Below are 23,874 nucleotides of genomic sequence, written 5' to 3'. Positions count from 1 at the left end.
TTAGGACGAGAAAGGAGTTTCTATGAACAGACAGTTCTTAACGACGCTGATGTTATTTCTGTTAATTTTAACGGGATATAACCAATTTGTCGTCGTTCCGCGTGCCCGCGCGGCTCAACAAGCCGCTGAGGCGCAACTTAAAAAACAAGCTCAAGAATCCCAAACAAAGACCGAGCTGGTCAGCGGTTTTGTGCGCAAAGAAAATACCGCTCCCAAACCCGAAGAGCTTTTTACGCTAAACTTGCCGCAAGCCGATGTGACGTTTTCGTCCAAAGGCGCAGGCATTAAAACGTACCTCTTCAAAGATATCTTGGGCGATGTGGACTTGACCCCTTATGAAGGAGAGGGCTATCTTGCTACGCTACCCCAAGTAGATTTTAGCGAAGTTGCCCGCACGCAAAATTCCATTACCTTGGAGGGGGATATTATCCCCGGTCTTTCGGTCCGCAAAACCTATACTTTCCAAGAAGACGGTATCAACCGCCTTACGCAGACGTTCCACAACCAAACCGCGCGCGAATTAAAATTATCCGCATGGGATTGGAACTTCGGCCCCGGGCTGGCTACCGTCAAGAGCGAGATGGACGACAACGAACGCGAATCAAAAGCCGTTTATCTCGTACAAGAAGAAGGGAAACGCAAACCGACACTGGAAACCTTTGATGCAAAAAGCAAACAACCCACCTTGCCGTGGATGTGGGCCGGCGTAGAAAACCGCTACTTTTTGGCGGTGCTGATCCCGCAAGATTGGAAACCGGGCGATTTGTCTTCCGAGAAAGTAAAAATCGGCATGCAAAAGCGGTTTTTCGGTTTATCGGAGGGAGAGCTTAAAGGACCGCGCTTACAAATTGCGGTAGACGGTTTTACGCTCGCACCTGATTCCCGCAAAACGTATACGTCCGATTTTTACTTCGGGCCCAAAGACTATAAGCAATTTTTAAAACTGCCCTATCATTTGGAGCGCAGTATTGCTTTTGGTTTCTTTGGGGCGCTGGGTAAACTGGCGCGTAACGTATTAGAGTGGCTCTACGGTTGGACGGGCAACTACGGCGTCGCCATTATTTTAATGACGGTGCTGATCCAGTTAATCTTGCTGCGTTTTACGGTGATGCAATTAAAATCGGCGGCGCAAATGAAGAAAATTCAGCCGCTGATGAAACGCATTCAAGAAAAATACAAAGGCGATCCGCAAGCGCTTAACCGCGAAACGATTAACTTATACAGACAATATAAAGTCAATCCGCTCTCGGGCTGTTTGCCCTTGTTAATTCAGTTGCCGATTTTCTTGGCCTTATTTAATGCCTTGCGCACATCGTGGGCGTTACACGGGGCTAAGTTTGTGGGTTGGATCACGGACTTATCGTCCAAAGATCCGTACTATATCTTGCCTATTTTAATGGGCGCAGTGATGTTTTTCCAACAACGCAGTACCCTGCCGGCGGGGACGGACCCGGCACAAGCAGCCATGTTTAAATACATGCCGCTTATTTTTACGTTACTGTTTATGAATTTCCCGTCGGGCTTGGTGCTGTACTGGTTGACCAACAGCTTGATTACGTTTGCAATTCAAACAGTATTAAACCGTCACCTGGCTAAAGCCAATTAAAGGAGAATAATTTATGCCAAACAAAGTTAAAGTTCAAGCCAAAGAAGTATCCGAAGCAATTACCAAAGGTCTTAAAAAATTAGGGTTACGCCGCGACCAAGTGGAAGTAACCGTCGTGCAACAATCTAAAAAAGGTTTTTTGGGTATCGGCGCGAAAGACGCTATCGTGGAACTGCGTGCCAAACGCTGGAGCACGGCTGATTTAGACGCGCAAATTTATATGGATCTGCCCAAACGTAAAGGCGGCCGTGGCGGACGCGGCAACGGGCGCGGACGCCGCCCGATTCGCCGCCGGACGGAAGATTTAGAAGTCCGCATTCCGCGCGCCGAACGTGCCCCCAAAGCTAACGAGCCGCAACTCTTGCCGTGTGATGAAATCCGCAACGCCGTCATCCCTGAAAATCTGAAAGCGCCCATGCAGGAAGCCAAAGATTATTTGTTGCAAGTACTCACACACATGGGCGTAAAAGTGGAAAATTTAAATGCGTGGTGGGACGAAAAACAACAACGCATTTTGCTTACGTTTGATTGCGACCACCCGGCTATTGTAATTGGCAAAGAGGGCAAAACGTTGGAAGCGATCCAATACTTATCCACGCTGGCATTAAGCCGTCATTTTGATACACCGATTTCGGTCATTACCGATACGCAAAACTACTGGCGCAAAGCGGAAGACAAACTCAATGCCGAAATTGAACGCGGCATAGAGCTTATTAAAAGCGGGCACAGCGTGTTCCGTTTCCGCCCGATGTCTGCGCAACTGCGCCGCTACATCCACCGCGCGTTAGAGGGTAACGAATATGTAACCACCGCGTCCGAAGGGGAGGGAAAATGGCGTAAAGTTACGTTCCGCCCGACGGAAAAAGTGGCTGAGCTGTTAAATTCGCGCAAAGCTCCGGCTGATTTTGTGCCCGGTGTCATCGGCGAAGACAAACCCGAAGAGCAACCCGTCGCGCAGGAAGTAGAAGTAACGGTAGATGCGGTAGTAGAAAAAGCCGAAACCAAAAACGGCGTCGTGGTGGAAGAAACCGCCGTTATTGAAACGGTCCAACCGGTACAAGAAACACCGGAAAAACCGACCGAAGAAAAACCGCAAACGCCTGCGGTAGATTGCGGCCCGTTGTTTGCAAACACAAATACCGAAAATAAATAAACAGCCGTTTGTTTATATTGACCACTCTTTTCATCAAGAAAAGAGTGGTTTTTTCGTCCTTGCAGAATAACACAAAGTCCTCTTTGCAGAAGATAGCACCAAACGCCCCAAGAGGTCCTAGGCCTCACGCAGCCGCCGACAAGGGGGCTTGACAAATCAAAAAAAAAAACGATAATAAAGTGTCAGTAAAAATATATTGAGGAGAAATTTATGCAAAGGAAAAATATAGAAGCAGGTTATAGGTCAGGTGTCAGCCTGACATTTAATAAGGCATTGTCATCCCGTGAGGCCGTTACACGGGATCTTCGTATTTTTGTTTCTGATGGGATGGTTAACGAGCGAAAGGAAATACGAAGATGCCGGATTACAGATTTCCGGCATGACAGGCCTTTTTATATAAATAACCAACAAGCATTTACGCTCATTGAACTGTTAGTCGTCGTACTGATTATTGGCATTTTAGCGGCGGTGGCCGTGCCGCAGTATCAAAAAGCCGTAGAAAAATCGCGCGCAACACAGGCCTTAACGCTTCTTAAATCGCTAGGCCAAGCGCAAGAAACATATTACTTAGCCAACGGACAATACGCCAGTAGTTTTGACGAACTCCCTCTTGATATCCCGTGGACCGGAAACGTTCCTTTTTTAACAGATATGCAAGATACTAAATCAAACCAAGATTGGAGCTTGCAAATTCGCAACATAAGCAACTATGCCAATTTTCAAATAGGCCGTTTGACCGGAAAGTATAAAGGGGCCGGTTTTGCGTATGTATTTGAAACAGGAACATCCGGCCTACCCAAACAAGAAATTGTATGTATAGAAAAAACGGCCGGGGCTAATGTTGTATTTGATAATAATCTGCCTAGCGGATCCTATTGTGCTAAAATACTTGGGGGCTCGTTGATTAGCGATGGAAATGATGGCCGCGTTTATGCTTTGCCTTACTAAATTTAACCCCCAAAATATACCCCCAAAAAAGCGTGTTTTTACGCCCTAAAATTGATAAAATGTTTGTATGCAACCAACGATCTGTGCTTTGGCCAGCGGACAGGGGGGGGCGGTGGCGCTTATACGTCTATCCGGCCCGGACGCGCTTGTCATTACGCATACACTAACCGCTAAGACGCAACTTTTAGAGCCGCGCCGCCAGACTTTTTGTGCTATCTACGACGGTAAACATATCTTAGATAAAGCCCTCGTTACGTATTTCAAAGCCCCGCACTCGTTCACGGGCGAGGACGTAGTGGAGTTTGCCTTGCACGGCTCGCCCTATATTATCGGGCGCACGTTGGAGCTTTTGTGTCAGGCGGGGGCGGTGCCCGCCAAGCGGGGGGAATTTTCCCAACGCGCTTTTTTAAACGGAAAAATGGACCTCGTTGAAGCGCAAGGGCTGTGCGACGTAATCGCCGCCGGAAACAAAGCCGCGCACCGTTTGGCTATGAGCGCGCTAGACGGTAAAATAAGCGGTAAGCTAACCGAAATCAAAACAAAACTAACCGAACTCTTGGCCCAAATTGAAGTGCGTTTAGATGACGTTGACGAAGAAATGCCACCCCTTTCCCCCGATTTTATCAAGCAAGAAATTACCGCCGTTTTAACCCACATTAAAGCCCTGACCGATACTTTTTCCGTCGGACGTTTAATTAAAGACGGGCTCAAAGTAGCTATTGTGGGCGCGCCCAACAGCGGCAAGTCCAGTTTACTCAATGCACTGGTCGGCTTTGACCGCGCGATCGTTACCGACGTATGCGGCACGACGCGCGACACCGTGGAAGAAACCTTAGAATTAAACGGGCAAAAAATTATTTTAACCGATACGGCGGGGATCCGCACCCACGCGTTGGACGTAGCCGAGCAGGAAGGTATGCGCCGCAGTAAACGCGCCATGGAAAATGCCGACGTGATTTTATTTGTGTTAGATTCTTCCCGCACCGTTACACCGGAAGAAAAAGCGTTGTGGGCCGATATCCAAAAAGAAAACAAGCGCACACTTATCGTACTTAACAAGTCCGATAAACCTTCGGCGGGTGTGCCCGATTTGGAAAATTTACCGTCTTATAAACAGTTTACCGTTTCGTGCAAAACAGGCGAGGGCTTAGACGCGCTAAAAACGGCCCTGACCGCACCGTTAAACGACGTGGAAAAAGACGGTTTGATGATTTCCAATTTGCGTCATTACGAAGAATTGTTACGCGCGCAAACGGAATTGGAAAGCGCGCAACTGCAACTAACCAAAAACGCAGGCGGCGAAATTTACGCCGAGCATTTGCGCGGTGCTTTAACGCACTTAAAAGATTTAACGGGAGAAGTGACGCCGGATGATGTGCTGGGCGTGATTTTTTCCAAATTTTGTATGGGGAAGTAAAAATGTTTGTTTGTGAAACACAATATGACGTAATTGTGATTGGCGGCGGACACGCCGGGTGCGAAGCCGCATTGGCGGCTGCCAAACTGGGTGCTAAAACCTTACTACTGACGCAAAATTTAGATACGATTGCCCAAATGTCGTGCAACCCTTCTATCGGCGGCATTGCCAAAGGGCAAATCGTGCGCGAAATTGACGCCTTGGGCGGGGCCATGGGCCGCGTAACCGATTTTTCCGCCTTGCACTATCACATGCTAAACACGGGCAAAGGCCCGGCCGTGCACTCCCCGCGTGTACAGTGCGATAAAAAAGTCTATCAATTCACGTTTAAACATTTTTTGGAACTGCAACCTAATTTAGATATCATGCAAGACGAAGCCGTCAAAATTACCACATCCGGCAACGCAGTTGACGGCGTACTCACCTTGCGCGATACGCTTTATAAGACCAAAACCGTTATTTTGACGACAGGCACTTTTTTGGGCGGCACTATTCATATCGGCACGGTGATGACTCCCGGCGGGCGGTATAACGATATGCCGTCTAATTTGCTTTCCAAAAATCTAAGCGAAGAACTCGGTTTGCATCTCATGCGTTTTAAAACGGGCACGCCTATGCGTATTAACGCGCGCGGATTAGATTATTCCAAATTCCGATTGCAACCGTCGGACAACCCCTTGCAGCCGATTTCCCATTTTACCGACGAGCGCGAGCAACAAAATCGGAAATTTTTAAGTTGCTATATCACGCATACCACCCTTGCCACCGATAAAATCTTGCGCGAAAATTTCCAACGCTCCGCCATGTACGGCGGCAATATCCACAGCCAAGGGCCGCGCTATTGCCCGTCGGTAGAAGACAAAATCAAAAAATTTCCGGAAGTAACTTCGCACCCGCTTTTCTTAGAGCCCGAAGGCGCCCATACCGAAGAATTTTATATCCAAGGTTTTTCTACCAGTATGCCCGAAGACGTCCAACGCGCTTTAATTGCCTCCGTGCCCGGCATGGAAAATGCCTCTATCACGCGCATGGGCTACGCCGTAGAATATGATTGTTCCAACCCCATGGACTTATACCCGCAACTGGAAAGCAAAATTGTGCCCGGTTTATTTTGCGCGGGCCAAATCAACGGTACGACCGGATACGAAGAAGCCGGCGGACAAGGGTTACTGGCCGGTATCAACGCCGCGCTAAAAGTACAAGGCAAAGAGCCGTTTGTCTTACGCCGCGATGAGGCCTATATCGGCGTTTTGATTGACGACCTCGTTACCAAAGGCGTCAACGAGCCGTACCGCATGTTTACCTCACGCGCCGAATACCGCATTTTACTGCGTAATGACAACGCCGATTTGCGTTTAATGCCCCACGCGTTCCGGCTCGGGCTATTAGACAAAAAATATGAGCCCGCTTTTGAGAAATACCGTGCCTTGTGCGACGTGTTAAAAACCAATTTAAATGCCCCGGTTACCGATGAACCGGACTTATTCCCGTGGTCGCTTGAAAAAGCGCGCAAACACGCGGAAATTCACCACAAGTACGAGGGCTATTACGAGCGCAACAAAAAAGATGCCGAGAAACTGGCCGAAGTAGATGCAATTAAAATTCCCGAAGGGTTTGATCCTTCGTCTGTACGCGGGTTACTCTTTGAAAGTGCGCAAAAACTGCGCGAAGTAAAACCGCAGACGCTCGGGCAAGCCAGCCGTATCCCGGGGGTAACTCCGTCGGATATTCAGTTATTAGCCGTACACATTGAGCGGTTTAGGAGACTTAAACATGTGGCAGATTCTCACTGATTTTGCGCATCAAATTAACTTGCCGCTCGGCGAACAACAAGCACAAACGCTTGTGCAATATGCACAGCTTGTGTGGCAGAAAAAAGACTTTTTAAATTTAACCAGTGCGGCTGATTTGCGCGAAGTATTAACGCGCCATATTTGCGACGGTTTGCAAGGAGCGTCGTGCGTGCAACAACTGGCCGTGCAAAAAAAATTAGCAAATTTCTCACTTATAGATGCGGGCTCCGGCGCGGGATATATCGGCTTAACCATAGCCGCCACGTTACCCGGTACGCAAGTGACGCTTGTAGAAAGCATTGAGAAACGTTGCGCGTTTATGAATTGGGCCATTTTACAACTGGGCCTCAAAAACGTGCAAGTTAAAAATGTACGCTTGGGCGAGAAAAAAGATTTACAGGCCGATTTTGTTACAGAACGTGCCATGGGCCAACTGCCCGATATTTTAGGCATTTGCTTGGGCGCAGTTAAGCCCGGGGGCGTATTTATCGCCTATCAGGGGGAAACCTCCCAACGTGCCCATGTGGAGCCGGAAAAATACCAAGCGCATTTTACGCAAGAAACGGTTTATACGTTACCCGCGGATACAAGAACGCGGTACTTGGTGTGTTTTACTAAGGACGGAAAATGAACGATAACTCTTTCTTAAAATTCGGGTTTGTGTTTATGCTGGTGGTCGGTTTGGGCCTCGCGGCGGCAAACGCGTGGGACCTCAAAGACGTTGTCAACGCCGTATTTTCCGATAAACCCCGCTCCACCAACCGCCCCGCCTCTTCCCAACCGGCAGAGCAACGCTCCCGCACGTTGGAAATGCCCACAAGTGTAACTAATTCGCCCGTGCCTTCGTCCGGCCAAACCGTCGGTATAGAAGCGATCCCCACGCAAGCCATCCGTCCGGCCGATTCCGTGCATAAAGTGCGTTGGGCTCCGCCGCCACCCGGTTTTATGACGGCAGACACATTTAACTATTTGATTTACCGCCAAACCAACCCCGTTACCGCCAGTATTAAAACGACGTTGGATACTATCCATGGCAATTTGATGTTGGACTTAACCCCGTTTACCATTGTGGTCAAACCCAGTAAAATTCTCGTCATGCTCTTTGCCGATAAAAACAGTTACCACGATTTTACCCATTTACCTTCGTGGTCTGGGGCGTCGTCAGATTTACAGGCCGATACCATGTATGTAATTGAGGGGGGAAGTTTCTATCCGCTGTCCGTGCATGAACTGACACACTTGTATTTTGACGGCTATTTCTTGCCCACCATTTCGCCCCTGTGGCTTAGCGAGGGTATTGCCGTATACATGCAAATTTACGAGTCAAAACAAAAACCCTCGTGGATAGACCACAGCTTGCGCCGGGTGGTGGCGGGCGATATTATCCCGCTGGATGAAATGACCGCTACGGAAAATTTAGATTCCTACGATACCGAGCAAGCCGAACTGTGGTATACGCAAGCATACAGCTTGGTTGATTATTTGCTCAATACCCGCTCGCGCGATGAGTTTTATAAATTTTGTAATGAATTAAAAAGCAAAACGCCGTTACACCAAGCGTTGTATCACGCGTACGGCATGCCGTTTAACAAAGTAAGCGTCTTACAAAACGTGTGGTTGCACGATTTACAAAAAGCGTATCAAGAGGGCCGCATTTTAAACACGCAGCCGCCTTCAGCGATGACTAAACAGTTGCCTCCGGCCGACGGTATACAACCCACCGCGCAAGCAACCCCTAAACCGTCTTCAACGCCGCGCACCATTTCGTCGCGCTTAAATACCGCGCCGCAAACTCCGCCGCCGGCTAAACCTGCATCCAAGCCAGCACCTAAGCCGGCTGCGCAAAAAACTAAAATTAACAAATTACAGACGGTGGATGCCAACCAGTACTGGGGGAGAACACCATGAGCCAAACGTGGACGCATATTCCCATTATGGCAGAGCAAATTGCCGATTTGTTACTGCAAAAACAAGACGGTGTTTATATGGACGGCACCTTGGGGTTGGGCGGTCATGCGCGCTATTTTTTAAGCCGCTTAGGGCCGAATGCTAAAATTTTAGGGTTTGATAAGGACGAAGAAGCCCTTGCCATGGCCCGTCAGCGCGTAGCCGATGAACGCTTGCAAACTTTCCACGCCAGTTATACCCGAGCCCCCGAAGTGTTGCGCAAAGCCGGTATAACGGGCGTGGACGGCGTATTATTAGATTTGGGGCTCAGTTCGTACCAACTGGATAACCCGGCCCGCGGATTTAGTTTACTCAAAGACGGTCCGTTAGATATGCGTTTTGATTTAACGGCCACCTTAACAGCCGCCGATATCGTCAATACGTGGCCGCTGACGGAACTGGAACGTATTTTGACTGATTACGGCGAAGAACGCCACGCCGCCAAAATTGCCTTAGCCATTATGTCCGCGCGCAAACAAGCCCCTATTCAAACCACCACCGCTTTAAAAGAAATCGTAGAGCGCGTTGTTCCGCGTTACGGTAAAAAACATCCCGCTACGCAAACATTCCAGGCACTTCGTATTGCGTGTAACGGCGAATTGGATGCGGTGGAAAACATCCTCGCGCATTTACCGCAACTGGTGCGCGAACACGGGCGGGTAGCGATATTGACGTTCCACTCTTTAGAAGACCGGCTGGTAAAAAACCGCTTTAAGGCACTTGCCCAAAGCGGGGAGTGGCAACCGGTTAATAAACACGCTATGGCCCCTACATACGACGAAATTCGTCACAACCGCCGCGCCCGAAGTGCAAAACTTCGCGTGATAGAGAGGATACACTGATGCCTATTTTTAAAATTATGTTCTTAACAGCGGTACTTGCGTTTGGAGTGGTATGGCTTCGCATTGAAGTAAACCGCTCGGGCCGCACGATCGGGCAATTGCAAAACGAAGTGGATATTAAAGAAGCCCGTAACCAATATTTAAAGTTGGAAATTTTGCGTCTGTCTAATCCCCAGCGCATTTCCCAACAAGCCAAAGAAGATTTTGGACTCACTCCTATCCACCCGACGCGGGTAGTAGTGTTAGATAAGTAATTATGTTTAAAAAGAAAGTAGCTTCTCCGGTGGTGTTTAACATTAAAAGCCGTATGCGTATTATGGGGCTTTTGATGTTGTTTATCCCGCTAATTATTTTTATACGGCTTTTCTATATGCAAACGTTCTTGCACGAGGCATTTGCCTCTAAAGCCGAGCGTGCTATTTATAACTACTTATCCGAGGACCGCTTACGCGGAAAAATTTTAGACGTCAACGGTAAAACGTTGGCCGAATCGGTACGCACCCACTCGTGCGGTATCAGCAAACGCTACGTAAAAGATAAAAACAAGACCGTTGATTTTTTAGCCAAAATCTTGGGCCTACCCAAAAAACAAATCTTGGAAAAATGGAATAAGCACAGCCCGTTTTTCTTTGTAGCTAAAAAAATAAAGCCCGACGTCTATATCCAAATGGAAGAAATGTTGCATACGTCGTTGGGGCAAGGGCTGGAGCTTACCCCCGAATATGAACGTATCCACCCGTACGGGGACAGCGCTTTAGATATATTAGGGACGGCCAACTCTAAAAATTTCGGCTTATCGGGTATTGAACAAATGTTTAACAAAGAGCTCAGCCAGGACATCAGTAAAAAACGCGCCAAGCATGCCCGCCGCGGAGCCGTGATTTATGACCGCAAACTCAAGGAAGAACGCTCGGTAGGAAACGTCTATTTGACGATTGATGCCGTTGCCCAATATTACACCGAAACCGCCCTTCAAAAAGCCGTAGAGGAAGTGGGCGCAGAACACGGCGTGGCCCTGGTGCAAGAGCCCAAAACAGGACGCATTTTAGCCGCCGCTTCGTATCCGGCTAAAGACGGACAATCGCTGGCTTTCCAGTTTACCTATGAGCCGGGCTCTACGTTTAAAACCATTGCCATCGCCTCTGCCTTAGATGCCGGTACCGTGCGCGTGACGGACAGTATTGATATGGACGGACGTAAATGGGAAGTAATCAAAGGATTTACCGTGCGGGATAACCAGCACAAAAAAGATTATTTATCCGTTCCGGAAATTATGCAACTCTCTTCCAATATCGGCGCGGGTAAAATTGCGCTTGATTTGGGAGCTAAAAACTTATACTTTTATATCAAAGCGTTTGGTTTTGGCTCTAAAACAGATATCAATTTTAACGGCGAATCTAAAGGAAGTGTGTTGCCGTATAACAAATGGACCAAAGTAGATACCGTTACCAAAGGTTACGGCTACGGCGTTGCGGTAACGCCTATCCAGCTTATCAACGCCTATTCCGCTATTGCCAACGGAGGCGTGCTGATGCAGCCGCACTTAATTGACCGTATTGAATATGCTAACGGCAAAGTGGAAAAATATGCTAAACCAATTAAGATACGTAACGTATTTAAACACCCGCAATCTGCCGCTACCATAACAAAAGTATTACAAAGCGTCGTTGAAAACGGCTCGGGTAAACGGGCCCAAATTACAGGGTATAACGTGGCAGGCAAGACCGGTACGGCTGAAAAATTAAGCAAAGAAGGCGGATACGGCAAGCGTAGCCACGTCGTGTCGTTTTGCGGTTTTGTGCCGGCTACTGATCCGCAATTTACCGTTTTAGTTATTTTGGATAACCCGGCCAAATACACCTTTGGCGGCACGGCGGCCGCACCGGTTTTTAAAGAAATTGCCCAGCCGCTACTGGCGCGCAAGGGAGTCAAGCCGGACCAATTAGATTTTGAGTAAAATATAATTTTAATTTAAGAAGGAGAAATCACATGAAATTAAATTTAACACTTCGCAAAATTGCCGAAGTTATGGAAGGAAAACTCGTCGGGGGGAACCCGGAAGATAAAGTAACCTCGTTTGTAACGGACAGCCGGGTGGTCTCGCCGGGCGATGCGTTTATTGCGCTTAAAGGGGAAAAATACGATGCCCGCCAATTTATCCCGCAAGTTTTACAACAAGGGGCTAAACTCGTTGTGGCAGAAGAAGCAGGTTTTACCGTCCCCGCAAACACACAAGCCGCTTTTATTCTGGTTAAAAATCCGTTGTTGGCGCTGCAAGCGCTGTCCAAATATCACCGTCAAAACAGCACGCTTAAAATCGTAGCCGTTACCGGCTCCAACGGCAAAAGCACTACTAAACAAATGTTGCGCGCTATCTGCCAAACCGCCGGAGAAACAGTGGCCAACGTGGGTAATTTTAACAACCAATTCGGCGTGCCGTTTTCGCTCTTGGAAATCCAACCTAAACACAAATTCGGCGTTTTTGAATTAGGGGCCTCCCACCCGGGTGATATTGACGAAACCGCCCGCTTAGTACTGCCCGATGTGGCCGTTATTACCAACGTGTCGGCGGCACATTTGGAATTTTTCCGCGATTTGGAAACCGTATATAAAACAAAAACCGAAATTGCTCATCATTTAAACCACGGTGGAACTCTTGTTTACAATGCTGATAACGAATATCTGGCCCGGTTAAAAACAGAATTTAAAGGCAAGAGTTTATCGTTTGGGTTTAATGCGCAAGCGGACCTGCGCATTTTAGAAACCGATGACTTTTCCTTTACGTATAAAGGGGAGGCCTACGTCATAAATAAACATTTTGAACGCCATGATAAACTAAACGCGGCGGCTGCGGCGGCGGCAGCTATTTCGCTAGGGCTATATATGGATAATATCCGCCAAGGGCTACTTAGTTTTACACCGATGCCCATGCGTTTAGAGCGTAGCCATAAAAACGGCGTACAATTTATTTTAGATTGTTACAACGCTAACCCGGTCAGTATGCAAAATGCCTTGGAAATTTTAGGACGGGAAAAAGCCGTCAAACGCGTGGCGGTTCTGGGCGACATGAAGGAACTGGGAGCCACCTCCAAAAATTACCACCAGTTAATTGCCCGCTACGTATTGGATAATAACATTGATGAAGTGTTTTTAGCCGGACCGGAAATGAAATACGCTTACGACGTATTAAAAACCGCGTGCGGAGCGCGTGCGCACTATGCGTTATCTTCGCGGGCGTGGCTTGGTGAATTAAAAAAAGCGTTAGTTCCCGGGAGCTGTTGCCTGATTAAAGCATCGCGTTCCATGTGTTTTGAAAATATCTTTAAGGAGATCTAACTTTCATGCTATACTACTTATCCCTGTTTAAAGACGATATTAGTTTTTTAAATATCTTTAGTTACATCACGTTTCGTACGGGAGCGGCTATTTTTACGGCGTTCTTTTTGACGTTGCTGATTGGGCCGCGCGTGGTAGCCAAATTACGCTCGTACAAAATACAACAAATTGAACGTGAATATGGGCCGGCATCGCATTTGTCCAAAAGCGGCACGCCGACCATGGGCGGTATTTTGATTTTTGTGAGCTTGATTGTCAGCGTACTGTTATGGGCGCGGTTGGACAGCGGTTATTTGTGGCTACTGGTATTTACAACGGTTTCGTTGGGAATTGCGGGCGTCATGGATGATTACACCAAACTCGTTAAGAAAAATCCCGAAGGCATGAAGTCATCTATCAAACTGGCTATCCAATTATTTACCGCGTTTGTAGTAGTAAGCTATTTGGGCCTTAACCCGCCTAACCCCGATTACGCCACTTCGCTTATTATCCCGTACATGAGCAAAATGTTTATTGATTTATCGGTATTTTATTTTGCCTTTGCGATGCTGGTAATTGTGGGATCTTCCAACGCTACTAATTTGACGGACGGCTTAGACGGGCTTGCCAGCGGGTGTATGGTGTGTACGGCCGTTACATACGGTATTTTTGCGTATTTGGCAGGCAATATTCAATTTGCCGACTACTTAAAAATTATCTATGTGCCCGGGGCGGGAGAAATTACCGTATTTATGGGCGCGCTCATTGGAGCATGTTTAGGGTTCTTGTGGTTTAACGCGTATCCGGCCCAAGTGTTTATGGGCGATACGAGTTCGCTGTTTTTGGGGGGCGTTATCGGTACGGCGGCGTTGTGTGTGAAACAAGAATTACTCCTGCCGATTGCCGGCGGCATTTTTGTACTGGAAACGGTTTCTGTAATGTTGCAGATGGGATATTTTAAATTAACACACGGCAAACGCTTATTTAAAATGGCACCCATTCATCACCATTTTGAACTCATGGGAATTGCCGAGCCAAAAGTGATTGTACGGTTTTGGATCGTGGGGCTGATGCTAATGTTACTGGCGCTGGCCTCGCTTAAAATCAGATAAGTATGGTCAAACTATTTCGCAAAGCACCGCGTAAACGCAATTCGTTTGCTTATAAATCTGCCGCCGGACGCCGCTTAGAAAAGGAGCGGGAGCACGGTTGGCGGCCGCTTCGCTTGGATAAACGGTTGGTGGTTATCACGCTGGCGTTTGTGATGACGGGGTTGGTGTTTACTTATTCATCCAGCGCATTTGATTCGTCTGCTTTTTTCAAACGGCAACTAATTTTTGACGCTATGGGTTTAGTGGCGGCGTTTATATTATCGCAAACGTATGACAGATTGCAACAGCTTAAATGGTTGCGTCCTATCAACTTGATGTATATAACATGGGTTTTGTTGATTATTGTTTTATTTACCCGTACGCAAGCCAACGTACACCGCTGGATAGATTTTGGTTTTTTTAAATTGCAGCCGTCTGAAATTGCCAAAGTAACACTGGTTATTTATGTAGCCGATTATTTAGAAGGTGTCGCCGGGAAATTGGCCAAAAACTGGCGGCTGTTAATTAAACCCATGTTTGTAGCCGGTATTACGCTAGGGCTTATTTTGGCCGAGCGGGACTTCGGCACGCCGTTTTTAATGGGTATCGTATTTGTGTGTATGTTGTTGGTAGCCGGAATGCGGTTTTTGCATATACTGGTGCCGGCGGCTATACTTTCACCGCTTATTATCCAACAGCTCTTTTTTGTGGGATACCGCCGAGAGCGTATCTTTTCGTTCTTAAACCCGTTTGCTACCGAGAGCAGTACCGGGTATCAGCTCGTGCAATCGTTTTTGGCGGTAGGTTCGGGCGGTTGGTTTGGCAAGGGGCTGGGCAACAGCGAACTTAAATTAGAATATCTGCCGGCAGCCCATACCGATTTTATTTTTTCCGTGATGTGCGAAGAATTTGGGCTGTTTCGCATTTCGCTGATTTTATTGGGGTTTTGTTGGCTACTGGTGCGCGGAATTAGTTTAGCACGCGTAGCCAAAACACATTTTCACAGTTTGGTAATTTTCGGGTTGAGCATAACGATTTGTTTGCAAGCATTTTTTAATATGGCTATGGCCATTGGGTTAATGCCCACCAAAGGGATCGCTCTGCCGTTTTTCTCATACGGTGGCTCATCGGTAATTATGACCTTGGTGATGATGGGCATTATTCTCAATTTAGCGGCCGTAGACAACACCCGCAACCAAACGCGCGAAGACGTAACAAATTATAAAAATAGGAATAAATAACTTATGAACCAACGCATTATTATTGCTTCCGGCGGAACCGGAGGACACTTTTATCCCGGGCTTGCTTTAGGCAAGGCCTTTCGGGCGCGACACATCAAGGTTCTTTTTATCGTTCGCAAAGACGACCCAGCGGTGCAAATTTTGAAAAAGAATAACTTTAATTACCGCGAGATTGACTTTATGGGCTTGCCCCGTTCCGTTAACCCTTTGCGCCACTTGCGTTTTACGGGTAAATTCTTTAAAGCCCTTGCACAAACGCGTCAGATTGTGAAAAAATTTCATCCGGACGTTGCCCTGGGCATGGGTGGTTATATTTCGTTTCCGCTTATTTTTACGGCCCATTTTATGGGTGTTAAAACAGCTGTACACGATTCCAATGCCAAGTTGGGGCTGGCCAATAAAATCTGCGGAAAATTTACCGATTTATTTATGCTCGGTTTGCCGCTGTATAAAAAACGCCGCAGAAATAAAGAAATGAAACTGATGAGTACGCCCATCCGCCCCGAATTTGCCGAAGATGTTGACCGCAACACCGTTTTATCTAAACTACATCTGGACCCTGCCCGCAAAACGGTATTTGTGGTGGGGGGAAGTCAAGGAGCTAAAAATCTAAATGCGGCCGTAGTGAAACTGGCCGAGCAACTGCAAGAGTGGCAATTTATCCATCTAACGGGCGAAAAATGGTATCAAGACGTGCGGAAAATGTATGGGGATAATCCGCGCGTGGCGGTGTTGTCATACAGCCACAAAATTTACGAACTGATGAAAGTATCCGACGTAGCTATTTGCCGCAGTGGGGCCAGCACGTTGGCGGAACTGATGTATTGCCAACTTCCGGCGGTGCTTGTACCATTCCCGCATGCGGCGGGCAATCATCAGTATTATAATGCCAAAATTTTAGCCGACGGACGTTGTGCCATTATCGCGCAGGATGATAAAAAATTATTCCAACGTCTAGTCACGGCCTTTAACCAAGTGAGTAACCCCCGTCGTTTATCGGCGATGCGTTATGCGTATTTGCGGTTGAATATTCCCAACCCGATACGTGCCGCGCGCAACATCGCCCGCTTGTTAATGAACTTATAGAAAAATTATCCAGAAAAAACCCCCGGGGTTGCCTGTGCGGCACATACCCGGGGGTTGTTTTTTACAAAGAATTTTTTTAATTTGTCATCGCCCGTACGAAGTTGCAAATAGCCACGGCACTTTCATCGGTATTGTCCGTAGCGCTGCAAGAGCGGTTGGTAGAATAAGGGCCCCAAGACATACTGTAAATACTATCGCTCGGATCGGTTTGTTCGTCAGCACACAACGCGTTGGTCGCCCGGTCAATGCGGTACGCGGTTACAACGCCATCTGATCCACCTAAATCATACGTAAAGTTGCGGGTACGGTAGGAAGATGCCCCTGTCGTCGCTTTGCCCGGCACCCAACAACCGCCTTTCAAATCAACATCGGCAATTTGGTTCTGTTTGGTAACAGTTGTTTCGTTGGGGTTGGCCTGAAAATAACGCTGTTCGGCATCGGCAATAGATTTCATCATTACGAGTGCCTCCGCCACGCGCGATTTTTCAATAGAGGCCTCGTACTGCGGCACGGCAATCGCCGCCAAAACCCCGATAATAAGCACTACTACTAACATTTCAATAAGGGTAAAACCTTTTTTCATAATTTTTCTCCTGTAATCAACTTCCTTAATAGTATACAAATTTTCGCTACTTACTCAAGCGGGAAAATTTATTTTCCTCTAATTCGCTTAATATGGCGGCGGTGTTCGTCAAACGTGCGGGAAAACACATGCCGCCCGCCCGATTCCGCCACAAAATACAGTGCCTCAAAATTAGGTTCCGGCGTGAGTACCGCCCTGATAGATTCATAGCCCGGGTTACAGATTGGTCCGGGCGGTAAACCGTTGTAACGATACGTATTATACGGCGAATCTATTTTTAAATCTTGGTAGGTAAGTCCTTTTTTCCAGTAACGGTTTTCCCTAAGATTAAATCCTAAGGCATATTGTACGGTTGGGTCGGCCTCCAGTTTTTTACCAATGTTAAAGCGGTTTAAATACACCGCGGCAATTTTCGGGCGTTCGTCGTGCACAACGGCTTCGCGCTCCACAATAGAGGCCAATGTGAGCACTTGGTTTTCAGTCAGTTTGGTAGGATATGTTTTAAATAACGGTCCGGTAGCTTGCTCATACTGGGACAGCATTTTATTGACTACCGCGCGCGCGGGCATATTGGCCGTAAACAAATACGTAGAAGGGAACAATTTACCTTCTAACTTCTCTTGACGGACAATGCGCAAAAACTCATGCGCGTTTGTAATGCCCAACTCGGCCAGTTCTTCGGCAATTTCTTCACTGCGCCACCCTTCTAAAAAAGTTACTTTTTCGTAATGGGTGCAACGCCCGCTTTTGATACAGTTAATTACTTCAAACTCGGACATATTTTGGCGCAAATCAAATTTTCCGGCTTTTAAATCAGACGCTGACGACGTGAGTTTCAACACAATTTTAAATAAAAGTTCACTGCGGATAATGCCTTTCTTTTTTAACTGACGCCCCACGGAACTGCCGCTTTGACCGGAGGCAATGGTCATTACCACGGGTGCGCCGTCGCTAAAAAAATACACTTTTGCTCCCCACGTAAGTGCGGCCAACAACACTACACAAACCACCAGAAACAAAAGTAATTTTTTCATAGTTATTTAACCAGTTTAAAGAAATGGCGTTTACCGGCTTGTAACACGTCGCCGTTTTCAAAAGTGAGCGGACCGTCTTGCGTAATACGTTCGCCTTTTAAACGCACCGCTCCCTGCTCAATAAGGCCGCGGGCTTTATTTTTGCTGGCGGCGGCGCCGGCGGCAAAAAGTACGGCGGAAATAAGCGCGCCCGGCTCGGGTTTGAACTCGGGCATATCCGTCGGTAATTCTTTTTTAGAAAAAACTTTTTCAAAGTTGGCTAGTGCGTCTTTAGCGGCTTGCTCGCCGTGGAAACGCGTTACCAAAATACCCGCTAATTTCTTTTTAGCGGCCATGGGGTGCATGGCTTTCATTTCGTCCACGTTTTCGCTTGTCAAAAGTTCGTAATACATGGGCATCAGCTCATCGGGGATAGACATAAGCTTGCCGAACATATCATTAGGTGCATCGTTAAGCCCCACGTAGTTGCCGTACGATTTGGACATTTTTTTCACACCGTCTAAACCGACTAAAAGCGGCACGGTAAGGGCCACTTGCGGCTCAATGCCGTTATTTTTTTGCAGTTGGCGTCCGACGAGCAAATTGAAAATTTGGTCTGTTCCTCCCAGTTCCACATCGGCTTCTAACGCCACGGAATCTTGCCCTTGGAACAAGCTATACAGCACTTCCAACATGCTGATCGGGTTACCGGCCGCCATGCGTTTTTTAAAATCATCGCGTTCTAATACTTGCGCTACCGTAATTTTTTGCAACGTTTGCAATAAATCTTTCCCGTGAACAAACGGGTCTAACCACTCGCTGTTAAAGCGGATTTCCGTTTTGGCCGGGTCTAATACTTTAAAGGCCTGGTCAGTATAGGTTTTGGCGTTTTGCAAAATTTGCTCCCGCGCAAGCACCGGGCGGGTAGAATCGCGGCCGGACGGATCGCCGATAGCAGCTGTAAAATCGCCAATAACCAAAACCGCCTTGTGGCCCAAATCTTGGAAGCGGCGCACTAAAGAAAGCGCCACGCTGTGGCCGAGGTGTAAGTCGGCACTGGTCGGGTCGCACCCGAGTTTTACTTTAAGCGTTTTGCCGCTTTCTAATTTTTTGGCGAGGTCCGCTTTGGAAACAATATCCACGCAACCGCGTGTTAAAAAAGAAATTTGTTCATCAGTCGTCATAAAAAACTCCTAAAAGTAGGTTGTCTATATTCTATCAAATTAAAAGAAGTCGTACGGGTCGGCGGCTAATTTTACCGTTACTTTTTTGGCCGGCTCAAAACTATCCAGCAAGGCCAGTAAATCGGCGCGGTGCGACGCGTCCGTCTTAAAAAGTAGGTATTGTTTTTTAAGCGTATCGGTTTTTTTAGCACACCAGACGGGTCCTAAAATTTCCGTGCAAAGCGGCGTACAAAGCTGTTTAAGCCGCGTGGTTTGCGCATCAAGTAATATCCTGTCTTTGGCTTTTAACGTCATTTTAAATAAGTGGACAAAGGGGGGATAATTAAAACTCTCGCGCAGTGCAGTTTCCGTTTCGCACGCATCTTTGTAGTTATTAGCAAACAACGGCGCATAGTCATATCCGTCTTGGTCGGCGGTTTGGATAATGAGCCGCCCGTTTTTATGACCGGACACGTGGCCGCGCAGTTCAAATAAAAGCCGGGTAAATTTTTCGGTGGCGCGGTAGTCGGGGGAGGATAATTCCAAATCAGCATCCAACACACCGCACAGCGTAATTTTCGCCCCGCGTAGCGCCCCCGCCGCCACCCGCGTACCGACGATAATATCCGCACTTCCTCTTGTAAGCGCGTCTAAGGCCTCAAAGCCCTGTCCGCCTTTGGTTTTAAGCGTATCAGACTCCAAACGCAGTAACTTGGCTTGCGGGAAAATTTTAGCGATATCCGCCGCTACTTTCTGCGTACCGCCACCGCGTGATTTAAAAACGAGGTTGTGGCACTTGGGGCACTCCTGTTCCAGCGGTGCTTTTTGGCCACATTTTTTACAAACCAAAAAAGATCCGTCCGCGGTTTTTTCGTGTGCTAAAATACCGCCGCATTTTTGGCACCGTGCATACGTACCGCAATTGACACACGCATACGCACTGGCGTATCCCAAACGGTTTAAAATGAGTAAAGAGGTTTCATGTCTTTGTAAATTTTCGGCTAATGCGGTAACGAGTAAATCGGAAAGAAAACGCGACTTCGTGCCTTTTTTCTCAGCCAGTTTTACGGACGACACAAAGTTATGCCCCGGCACGGAAGAGGTAAACGCAAGCCGCCGGATTTGACCCCGTTGGGCTAAATGTTCTACTTCTACGCTCGGAGTAGCCGACACCAAAAGCAGTGTTGCTCCGTGCGCTTTGGCGCGAAAGAAAAGCACATCACGCGCGTGGTAATAGGGTTTATTTTCTTCTTGTTTATAATTATCGTCGCCTTCGTTAAGCATGGCGGCTAACCGTAAATTTTTGAAAGGAAGCAAAACAGCCGAGCGCGTACCGATGACCACGCACGGACGGCCCGAAGAAATAGCCGTGAATTGTTTTTTCTTAGCACTTTGTAGCATACGGCTGTGCCAACAAAACACGTTGTCTGCGCCAAAACGGGTTTGGGCCTCACGGATAAACTGGCGCGCGGCGGCTACGTCCGGCACGGTAATGAGTACCTGCCCGTAAGTAGACAACGCTTTACCCGCGGCACGTAAGACGGTTTCTGTCTTACCGAAATAAGCCGGACCGTCTAATAAAAAAGCGTGAAATTCATACGCGGGGCCATTTTCAATAATGCTTAGCGCATTTGTTTGTGACGGCGTTAATGTATAGGCCGGATGTTTGACGCTAATACGTACTTCTTGGGTGGGGGGTTGAAATTTTACGTACGGCGCAACCGGAATGAGCGCACCTAAAATCTGTCCGATAGGCCCGCCCCAATTATTTTTAATAAACCTGGCGAGGGGAAAAAAATCAGATCCGAAAACCGGTTGCTTATCTATGAGAGCAGCAATTTCTTTTAAGGTAATGTGGGCAGGCGCGTCTGAAATTTCGGTTACTTGCGTGACAATTCCGCCTGTAAGCACGCGGCCAAATGGTGCCGTTACACGCATACCGGGACGAATTTTATCCGCCAATTCATCCGGCACGCGGTAGTCAAAATCGCGGTCCAATGGCACATCAAACGCTACTTTGCAAAACATAAATTAGTGAGATAACCCTTTCAAGCCCAGCCTGGCCATGACCATTTGCAAATCTTTCCAAGCGTCTTTTTTCCAATTCGGGTTGCGTAGCAGAGCCGCCGGGTGGAACGTGGCTAAAATTTGCACGGGGCGGGGCAGGTCAACACTATCCAAATGCAAGTTATAGAATTGACCGCGCAAAGCACCTAACGATTTAGCATCGCTAATGAGTGCTTTGGCTGACACGCCCCCTAATGCCACGATATATTTGGGGCAGATGATCGCAATTTGTTTTTCTAAGAATTTGCGGCAACAGGCAATTTCTCCGGCGTTGGGGGCCCGGTCGTTGCCGTGTTTTTCGGGATGTTGCGGGTCAATCATGGGGTGGCATTTGGCGATATTGGCAATAAAAACCTGTTCGCGCGTTAGCCCCATAGCGGCAATCATTTTATCTAATAATTGCCCGGCGCGGCCCACAAACGGACGGCCTTGGCGGTCTTCATCGTACCCCGGCCCTTCGCCGATAAACATGAGTTCCGCATCTACGTTACCCTCGCCGGGCACGGCGTTTAAGCGCGTAGCTCCCAACGCACAGCGCGAGCACTGTTTAATCGTTTCGGCAAGTTCTTGTAAGGCGGCTTGTTTTTGGGCAGTAGTCATAATCGTTCCTTGTGAAGTAGTAGGTTGGGACGTAGGCGCGGTTTCTTCCTGGGCGCGCGGAAAATCTATTGTTAACGTAGAATTTTCCCGCATGGCAGGAGCCGCGGGCGACAGCGTTTGCGCGGCGCGTGAAATTTCGGCGGCCGCCGCTTGGTTTGCCGGGGCCGCCGTAGGGATAAAGTCGTCTTCGTCACAAGCTTGGAGGAAGTGTTTTAAATCTCCCGCCAGCCGGCGCAACTGTTGTTTATCCATTATAATTTCATGGGTTCTTTGGCTTTACGTTCCGCTTCTAAGCGGGCTTCTTCTTGGGCTTTAAGTTCTTTTTCCAAGTTGTCTTTGCTGATGTGCAAGACGTCTTCTTTGGAAACGCGGCCCGATAAAATATCGTCTAACGCTACTTTGATGACCACCGCGTGCGGTTGTCTTTTATACTCGCTTTGTTTGCGAAGTTGCTTGGCCCACATAGACGCAAGGACTACGATATCGTAGCGGTCTCCGTCAAAGTTCATGAGTTTAGCATCCAATTCTTTTTCGTTTTTTCCGGACATAGTCTACCTCTTAATTATTTCAGATTTTTAATTTTTTTCAAATCTTGCCGCGTTACTTTGCACTGTTCGGCCGCTATGATACCTGCCATATCGTCCACGGCTTTGTCCAAATGTTCGTTCAAAAGCACGTAGTGGTAATGGTCCAATTCCTGTACTTCTTTTTTAGCGGTTTCCAAGCGCAGTTCAATATCTTGCGTGTTATCGTTGCGGCCCAAAATACGTTTTTTCAGTTCTTTTAAGCTGGGCGGAATAATGAACACGAGTACCGCATCTTCGTAAATTTTCTTGACGGTGCGTGCACCTTGCACGTCAATAACCAAAATCGGGCAGATGTGCTTTTTGATTAAATCGTCCACCGATTTTTTGGGAATCCCGTAATAGGACGTATGGACTTGTGCCCACTCTAACATTTGATTTTTTTTAATGGCTTGTTCAAATTGTTTAATCGTCCAAAAGTGGTAATCTTTGCCGTTTTTCTCGCCGGTGCGCGGGGCACGCGTAGTGGCGGTAATCACGCGCGCAACGGTTTTGTTGCGCTTGAGTACCGCGTCAATAATGGTGGTTTTACCCGCCCCCGACGGAGAAGATACAATAATGGGAAACGCCTTCATAGTGCTATTATAGTAAATAGGGGGGAACAGGCGCAAGGGCTAGAGGGGGAGTCTGTAAACTTTACAAGTTGTACCTCCTACCGTATATACATACACACCTCCCAACGCTTTACACGCCTGGTTATACACGGCAGAATTAGCTGTACAATAATAATACCCCTTCAAAATAAGGTCTTCGTGAACACGTACAGAATTATCAAAAAAATATGTAATACCTTCCAGCGGGCGATTAGGTAGAGAGATTTCCACTCTATCTTCTACTGAACCATAACCATTGGTGGCAAGACTTATTTGAGTTTTGTTTTGCAGTTTTATTTTCAGATAATTTGTGACATTAGTTACCGTTGTATAATTTCCTACATCTATACCGAGCGTATCCAAATCGGTGGTATATTCGCCATTAGCTAAATAATAGGCCTCCTCGGCGTCTTTGATAGATTTGGCGAGCACAAACGCCTGTGATAAACGACTTTTGGCTACCGCCACTTGATATTGCGGCAACGCCACCGCCGCCAAAATACCGATGATGAGAACAACGACCAAAAGTTCAATGAGCGTGAAACCGCCAGCCGTTTGACTTCCACCCTGGCGGGGGAAGTGGTTTTGTGTGCGTAAGCACTCAAAACCGATGAGGGGGGACAATAAAGTGTTTTCCCTTTGATCCCCCTCACCTGCCCTGCGGGCATCCTCTCCCGCAAGGGGCGAGGTCAAACAACTTGATAACAAATTATTTTTTTCTTGCATTATTTTTTCTCCTTGATAAATATGTCATATAAAAAAATGTAGCAAAAAAAAAAACGATGTCAATAGGCAATTTTTTACCGACAATAAAAAAGAAACACCCTATTAC

The 23,874-nt window shown here is 47.5% G+C and carries 22 protein-coding genes; 14 read left to right on the top strand and 8 right to left on the bottom strand.

The annotated features are described in order from the left end of the window. Positions 1-22: 22 nt before the first annotated feature. From yidC to ACQY2W_RS00090, 14 genes are all read left to right on the top strand, one after another. On the top strand, positions 23-1,606 hold the full coding sequence (gene yidC / locus ACQY2W_RS00155) for a membrane protein insertase YidC (RefSeq protein ID WP_428048488.1): 1,584 nt from the start codon (positions 23-25) through the stop codon (positions 1,604-1,606). Between the two features lie 13 nt (positions 1,607-1,619). Next, the gene (jag, locus tag ACQY2W_RS00150; RefSeq protein WP_428048486.1) at positions 1,620-2,759 is read left to right on the top strand and encodes an RNA-binding cell elongation regulator Jag/EloR; all 1,140 of its coding nucleotides are present in this window, start codon (positions 1,620-1,622) and stop codon (positions 2,757-2,759) included. 210 nt (positions 2,760-2,969) lie between these two features. Further along, positions 2,970-3,707, top strand: a complete 738-nt coding sequence (locus tag ACQY2W_RS00145; protein ID WP_428048484.1) for a type IV pilin protein — start codon at positions 2,970-2,972, stop codon at positions 3,705-3,707. Positions 3,708-3,774: 67 nt separating this feature from the next. Then, entirely contained in the window at positions 3,775-5,124 is a 1,350-nt protein-coding gene (gene mnmE / locus ACQY2W_RS00140) for a tRNA uridine-5-carboxymethylaminomethyl(34) synthesis GTPase MnmE (protein WP_428048482.1), read from the top strand. Positions 5,125-5,126: 2 nt separating this feature from the next. Beyond that, the gene (gene mnmG, locus ACQY2W_RS00135; protein ID WP_428048480.1) at positions 5,127-6,917 is read left to right on the top strand and encodes a tRNA uridine-5-carboxymethylaminomethyl(34) synthesis enzyme MnmG; all 1,791 of its coding nucleotides are present in this window, start codon (positions 5,127-5,129) and stop codon (positions 6,915-6,917) included. Next, positions 6,898-7,548: a 16S rRNA (guanine(527)-N(7))-methyltransferase RsmG gene (gene rsmG, locus ACQY2W_RS00130; protein ID WP_428048478.1), complete on the top strand. Its 651-nt coding sequence runs from the start codon at positions 6,898-6,900 to the stop codon at positions 7,546-7,548. The genes mnmG and rsmG overlap by 20 nt, the downstream gene beginning before the upstream one ends. Continuing rightward, a complete protein-coding gene (locus ACQY2W_RS00125; protein ID WP_428048476.1) occupies positions 7,545-8,825 on the top strand; it encodes a peptidase MA family metallohydrolase in 1,281 nt (426 codons plus the stop codon). Before rsmG ends, ACQY2W_RS00125 begins: the two co-directional genes overlap by 4 nt. Next, positions 8,822-9,706 (top strand): 16S rRNA (cytosine(1402)-N(4))-methyltransferase RsmH, encoded by an 885-nt coding sequence (gene rsmH, locus ACQY2W_RS00120; protein ID WP_428048474.1) that lies wholly within the window; start codon positions 8,822-8,824, stop codon positions 9,704-9,706. The genes ACQY2W_RS00125 and rsmH overlap by 4 nt, the downstream gene beginning before the upstream one ends. Further along, positions 9,706-9,960, top strand: a complete 255-nt coding sequence (gene ftsL / locus ACQY2W_RS00115) for a cell division protein FtsL (RefSeq protein WP_428048472.1) — start codon at positions 9,706-9,708, stop codon at positions 9,958-9,960. Before rsmH ends, ftsL begins: the two co-directional genes overlap by 1 nt. A 2-nt stretch (positions 9,961-9,962) precedes the next feature. Then, the gene (locus tag ACQY2W_RS00110; protein WP_428048470.1) at positions 9,963-11,663 is read left to right on the top strand and encodes a peptidoglycan D,D-transpeptidase FtsI family protein; all 1,701 of its coding nucleotides are present in this window, start codon (positions 9,963-9,965) and stop codon (positions 11,661-11,663) included. 32 nt (positions 11,664-11,695) lie between these two features. After that, on the top strand, positions 11,696-13,042 hold the full coding sequence (locus ACQY2W_RS00105) for a UDP-N-acetylmuramoyl-tripeptide--D-alanyl-D-alanine ligase (RefSeq protein WP_428048468.1): 1,347 nt from the start codon (positions 11,696-11,698) through the stop codon (positions 13,040-13,042). 5 nt (positions 13,043-13,047) lie between these two features. Beyond that, the gene (mraY, locus tag ACQY2W_RS00100; RefSeq protein ID WP_428048466.1) at positions 13,048-14,133 is read left to right on the top strand and encodes a phospho-N-acetylmuramoyl-pentapeptide-transferase; all 1,086 of its coding nucleotides are present in this window, start codon (positions 13,048-13,050) and stop codon (positions 14,131-14,133) included. A 2-nt stretch (positions 14,134-14,135) separates the two neighbouring features. After that, the gene (locus tag ACQY2W_RS00095; RefSeq protein ID WP_428048464.1) at positions 14,136-15,353 is read left to right on the top strand and encodes an FtsW/RodA/SpoVE family cell cycle protein; all 1,218 of its coding nucleotides are present in this window, start codon (positions 14,136-14,138) and stop codon (positions 15,351-15,353) included. Between the two features lie 3 nt (positions 15,354-15,356). Further along, positions 15,357-16,439 carry a UDP-N-acetylglucosamine--N-acetylmuramyl-(pentapeptide) pyrophosphoryl-undecaprenol N-acetylglucosamine transferase gene (locus ACQY2W_RS00090; protein ID WP_428048462.1) on the top strand — a complete coding sequence of 361 codons (1,083 nt, stop codon included), beginning with the start codon at positions 15,357-15,359 and terminating at the stop codon, positions 16,437-16,439. Positions 16,440-16,515: 76 nt separating this feature from the next. On the opposite strand, the gene ACQY2W_RS00085 is transcribed toward ACQY2W_RS00090, so the two are convergent. The 8 genes from ACQY2W_RS00085 to ACQY2W_RS00050 all read right to left on the bottom strand — a co-directional run bounded on the left by ACQY2W_RS00085 (position 16,516) and on the right by ACQY2W_RS00050 (position 23,768). Next, positions 16,516-17,022, bottom strand: coding sequence for a type IV pilin protein (locus tag ACQY2W_RS00085; RefSeq protein WP_428048460.1), 507 nt, complete (start codon positions 17,020-17,022; stop codon positions 16,516-16,518). 68 nt (positions 17,023-17,090) lie between these two features. Continuing rightward, entirely contained in the window at positions 17,091-18,056 is a 966-nt protein-coding gene (gene mltG / locus ACQY2W_RS00080) for an endolytic transglycosylase MltG (protein ID WP_428048458.1), read from the bottom strand. A 2-nt stretch (positions 18,057-18,058) separates the two neighbouring features. Beyond that, complete coding sequence (gene tyrS / locus ACQY2W_RS00075; protein WP_428048456.1) at positions 18,059-19,219, bottom strand: tyrosine--tRNA ligase; 1,161 nt, start codon at positions 19,217-19,219, stop codon at positions 18,059-18,061. A gap of 39 nt (positions 19,220-19,258) precedes the next feature. Continuing rightward, the gene (gene priA, locus ACQY2W_RS00070) at positions 19,259-21,226 is read right to left on the bottom strand and encodes a replication restart helicase PriA (protein WP_428048454.1); all 1,968 of its coding nucleotides are present in this window, start codon (positions 21,224-21,226) and stop codon (positions 19,259-19,261) included. Positions 21,227-21,229: 3 nt separating this feature from the next. Then, positions 21,230-22,117: a uracil-DNA glycosylase gene (locus ACQY2W_RS00065; protein ID WP_428048452.1), complete on the bottom strand. Its 888-nt coding sequence runs from the start codon at positions 22,115-22,117 to the stop codon at positions 21,230-21,232. After that, positions 22,117-22,413 (bottom strand): hypothetical protein, encoded by a 297-nt coding sequence (locus ACQY2W_RS00060; protein ID WP_428048450.1) that lies wholly within the window; start codon positions 22,411-22,413, stop codon positions 22,117-22,119. Before ACQY2W_RS00060 ends, ACQY2W_RS00065 begins: the two co-directional genes overlap by 1 nt. 14 nt (positions 22,414-22,427) lie before the next feature. Beyond that, the gene (gmk, locus tag ACQY2W_RS00055; RefSeq protein ID WP_428048448.1) at positions 22,428-23,024 is read right to left on the bottom strand and encodes a guanylate kinase; all 597 of its coding nucleotides are present in this window, start codon (positions 23,022-23,024) and stop codon (positions 22,428-22,430) included. Positions 23,025-23,063: 39 nt separating this feature from the next. Next, positions 23,064-23,768: a type IV pilin protein gene (locus tag ACQY2W_RS00050; protein ID WP_428048446.1), complete on the bottom strand. Its 705-nt coding sequence runs from the start codon at positions 23,766-23,768 to the stop codon at positions 23,064-23,066. Between the last annotated feature and the right edge of the window lie 106 nt (positions 23,769-23,874).

This window comes from Candidatus Avelusimicrobium caledoniensis (genome assembly GCF_902756455.1).
GTDB classification, from domain to species: domain Bacteria; phylum Elusimicrobiota; class Elusimicrobia; order Elusimicrobiales; family Elusimicrobiaceae; genus Avelusimicrobium; species Avelusimicrobium caledoniense.
This window is presented reverse-complemented; position numbering and strand designations above follow the sequence as displayed.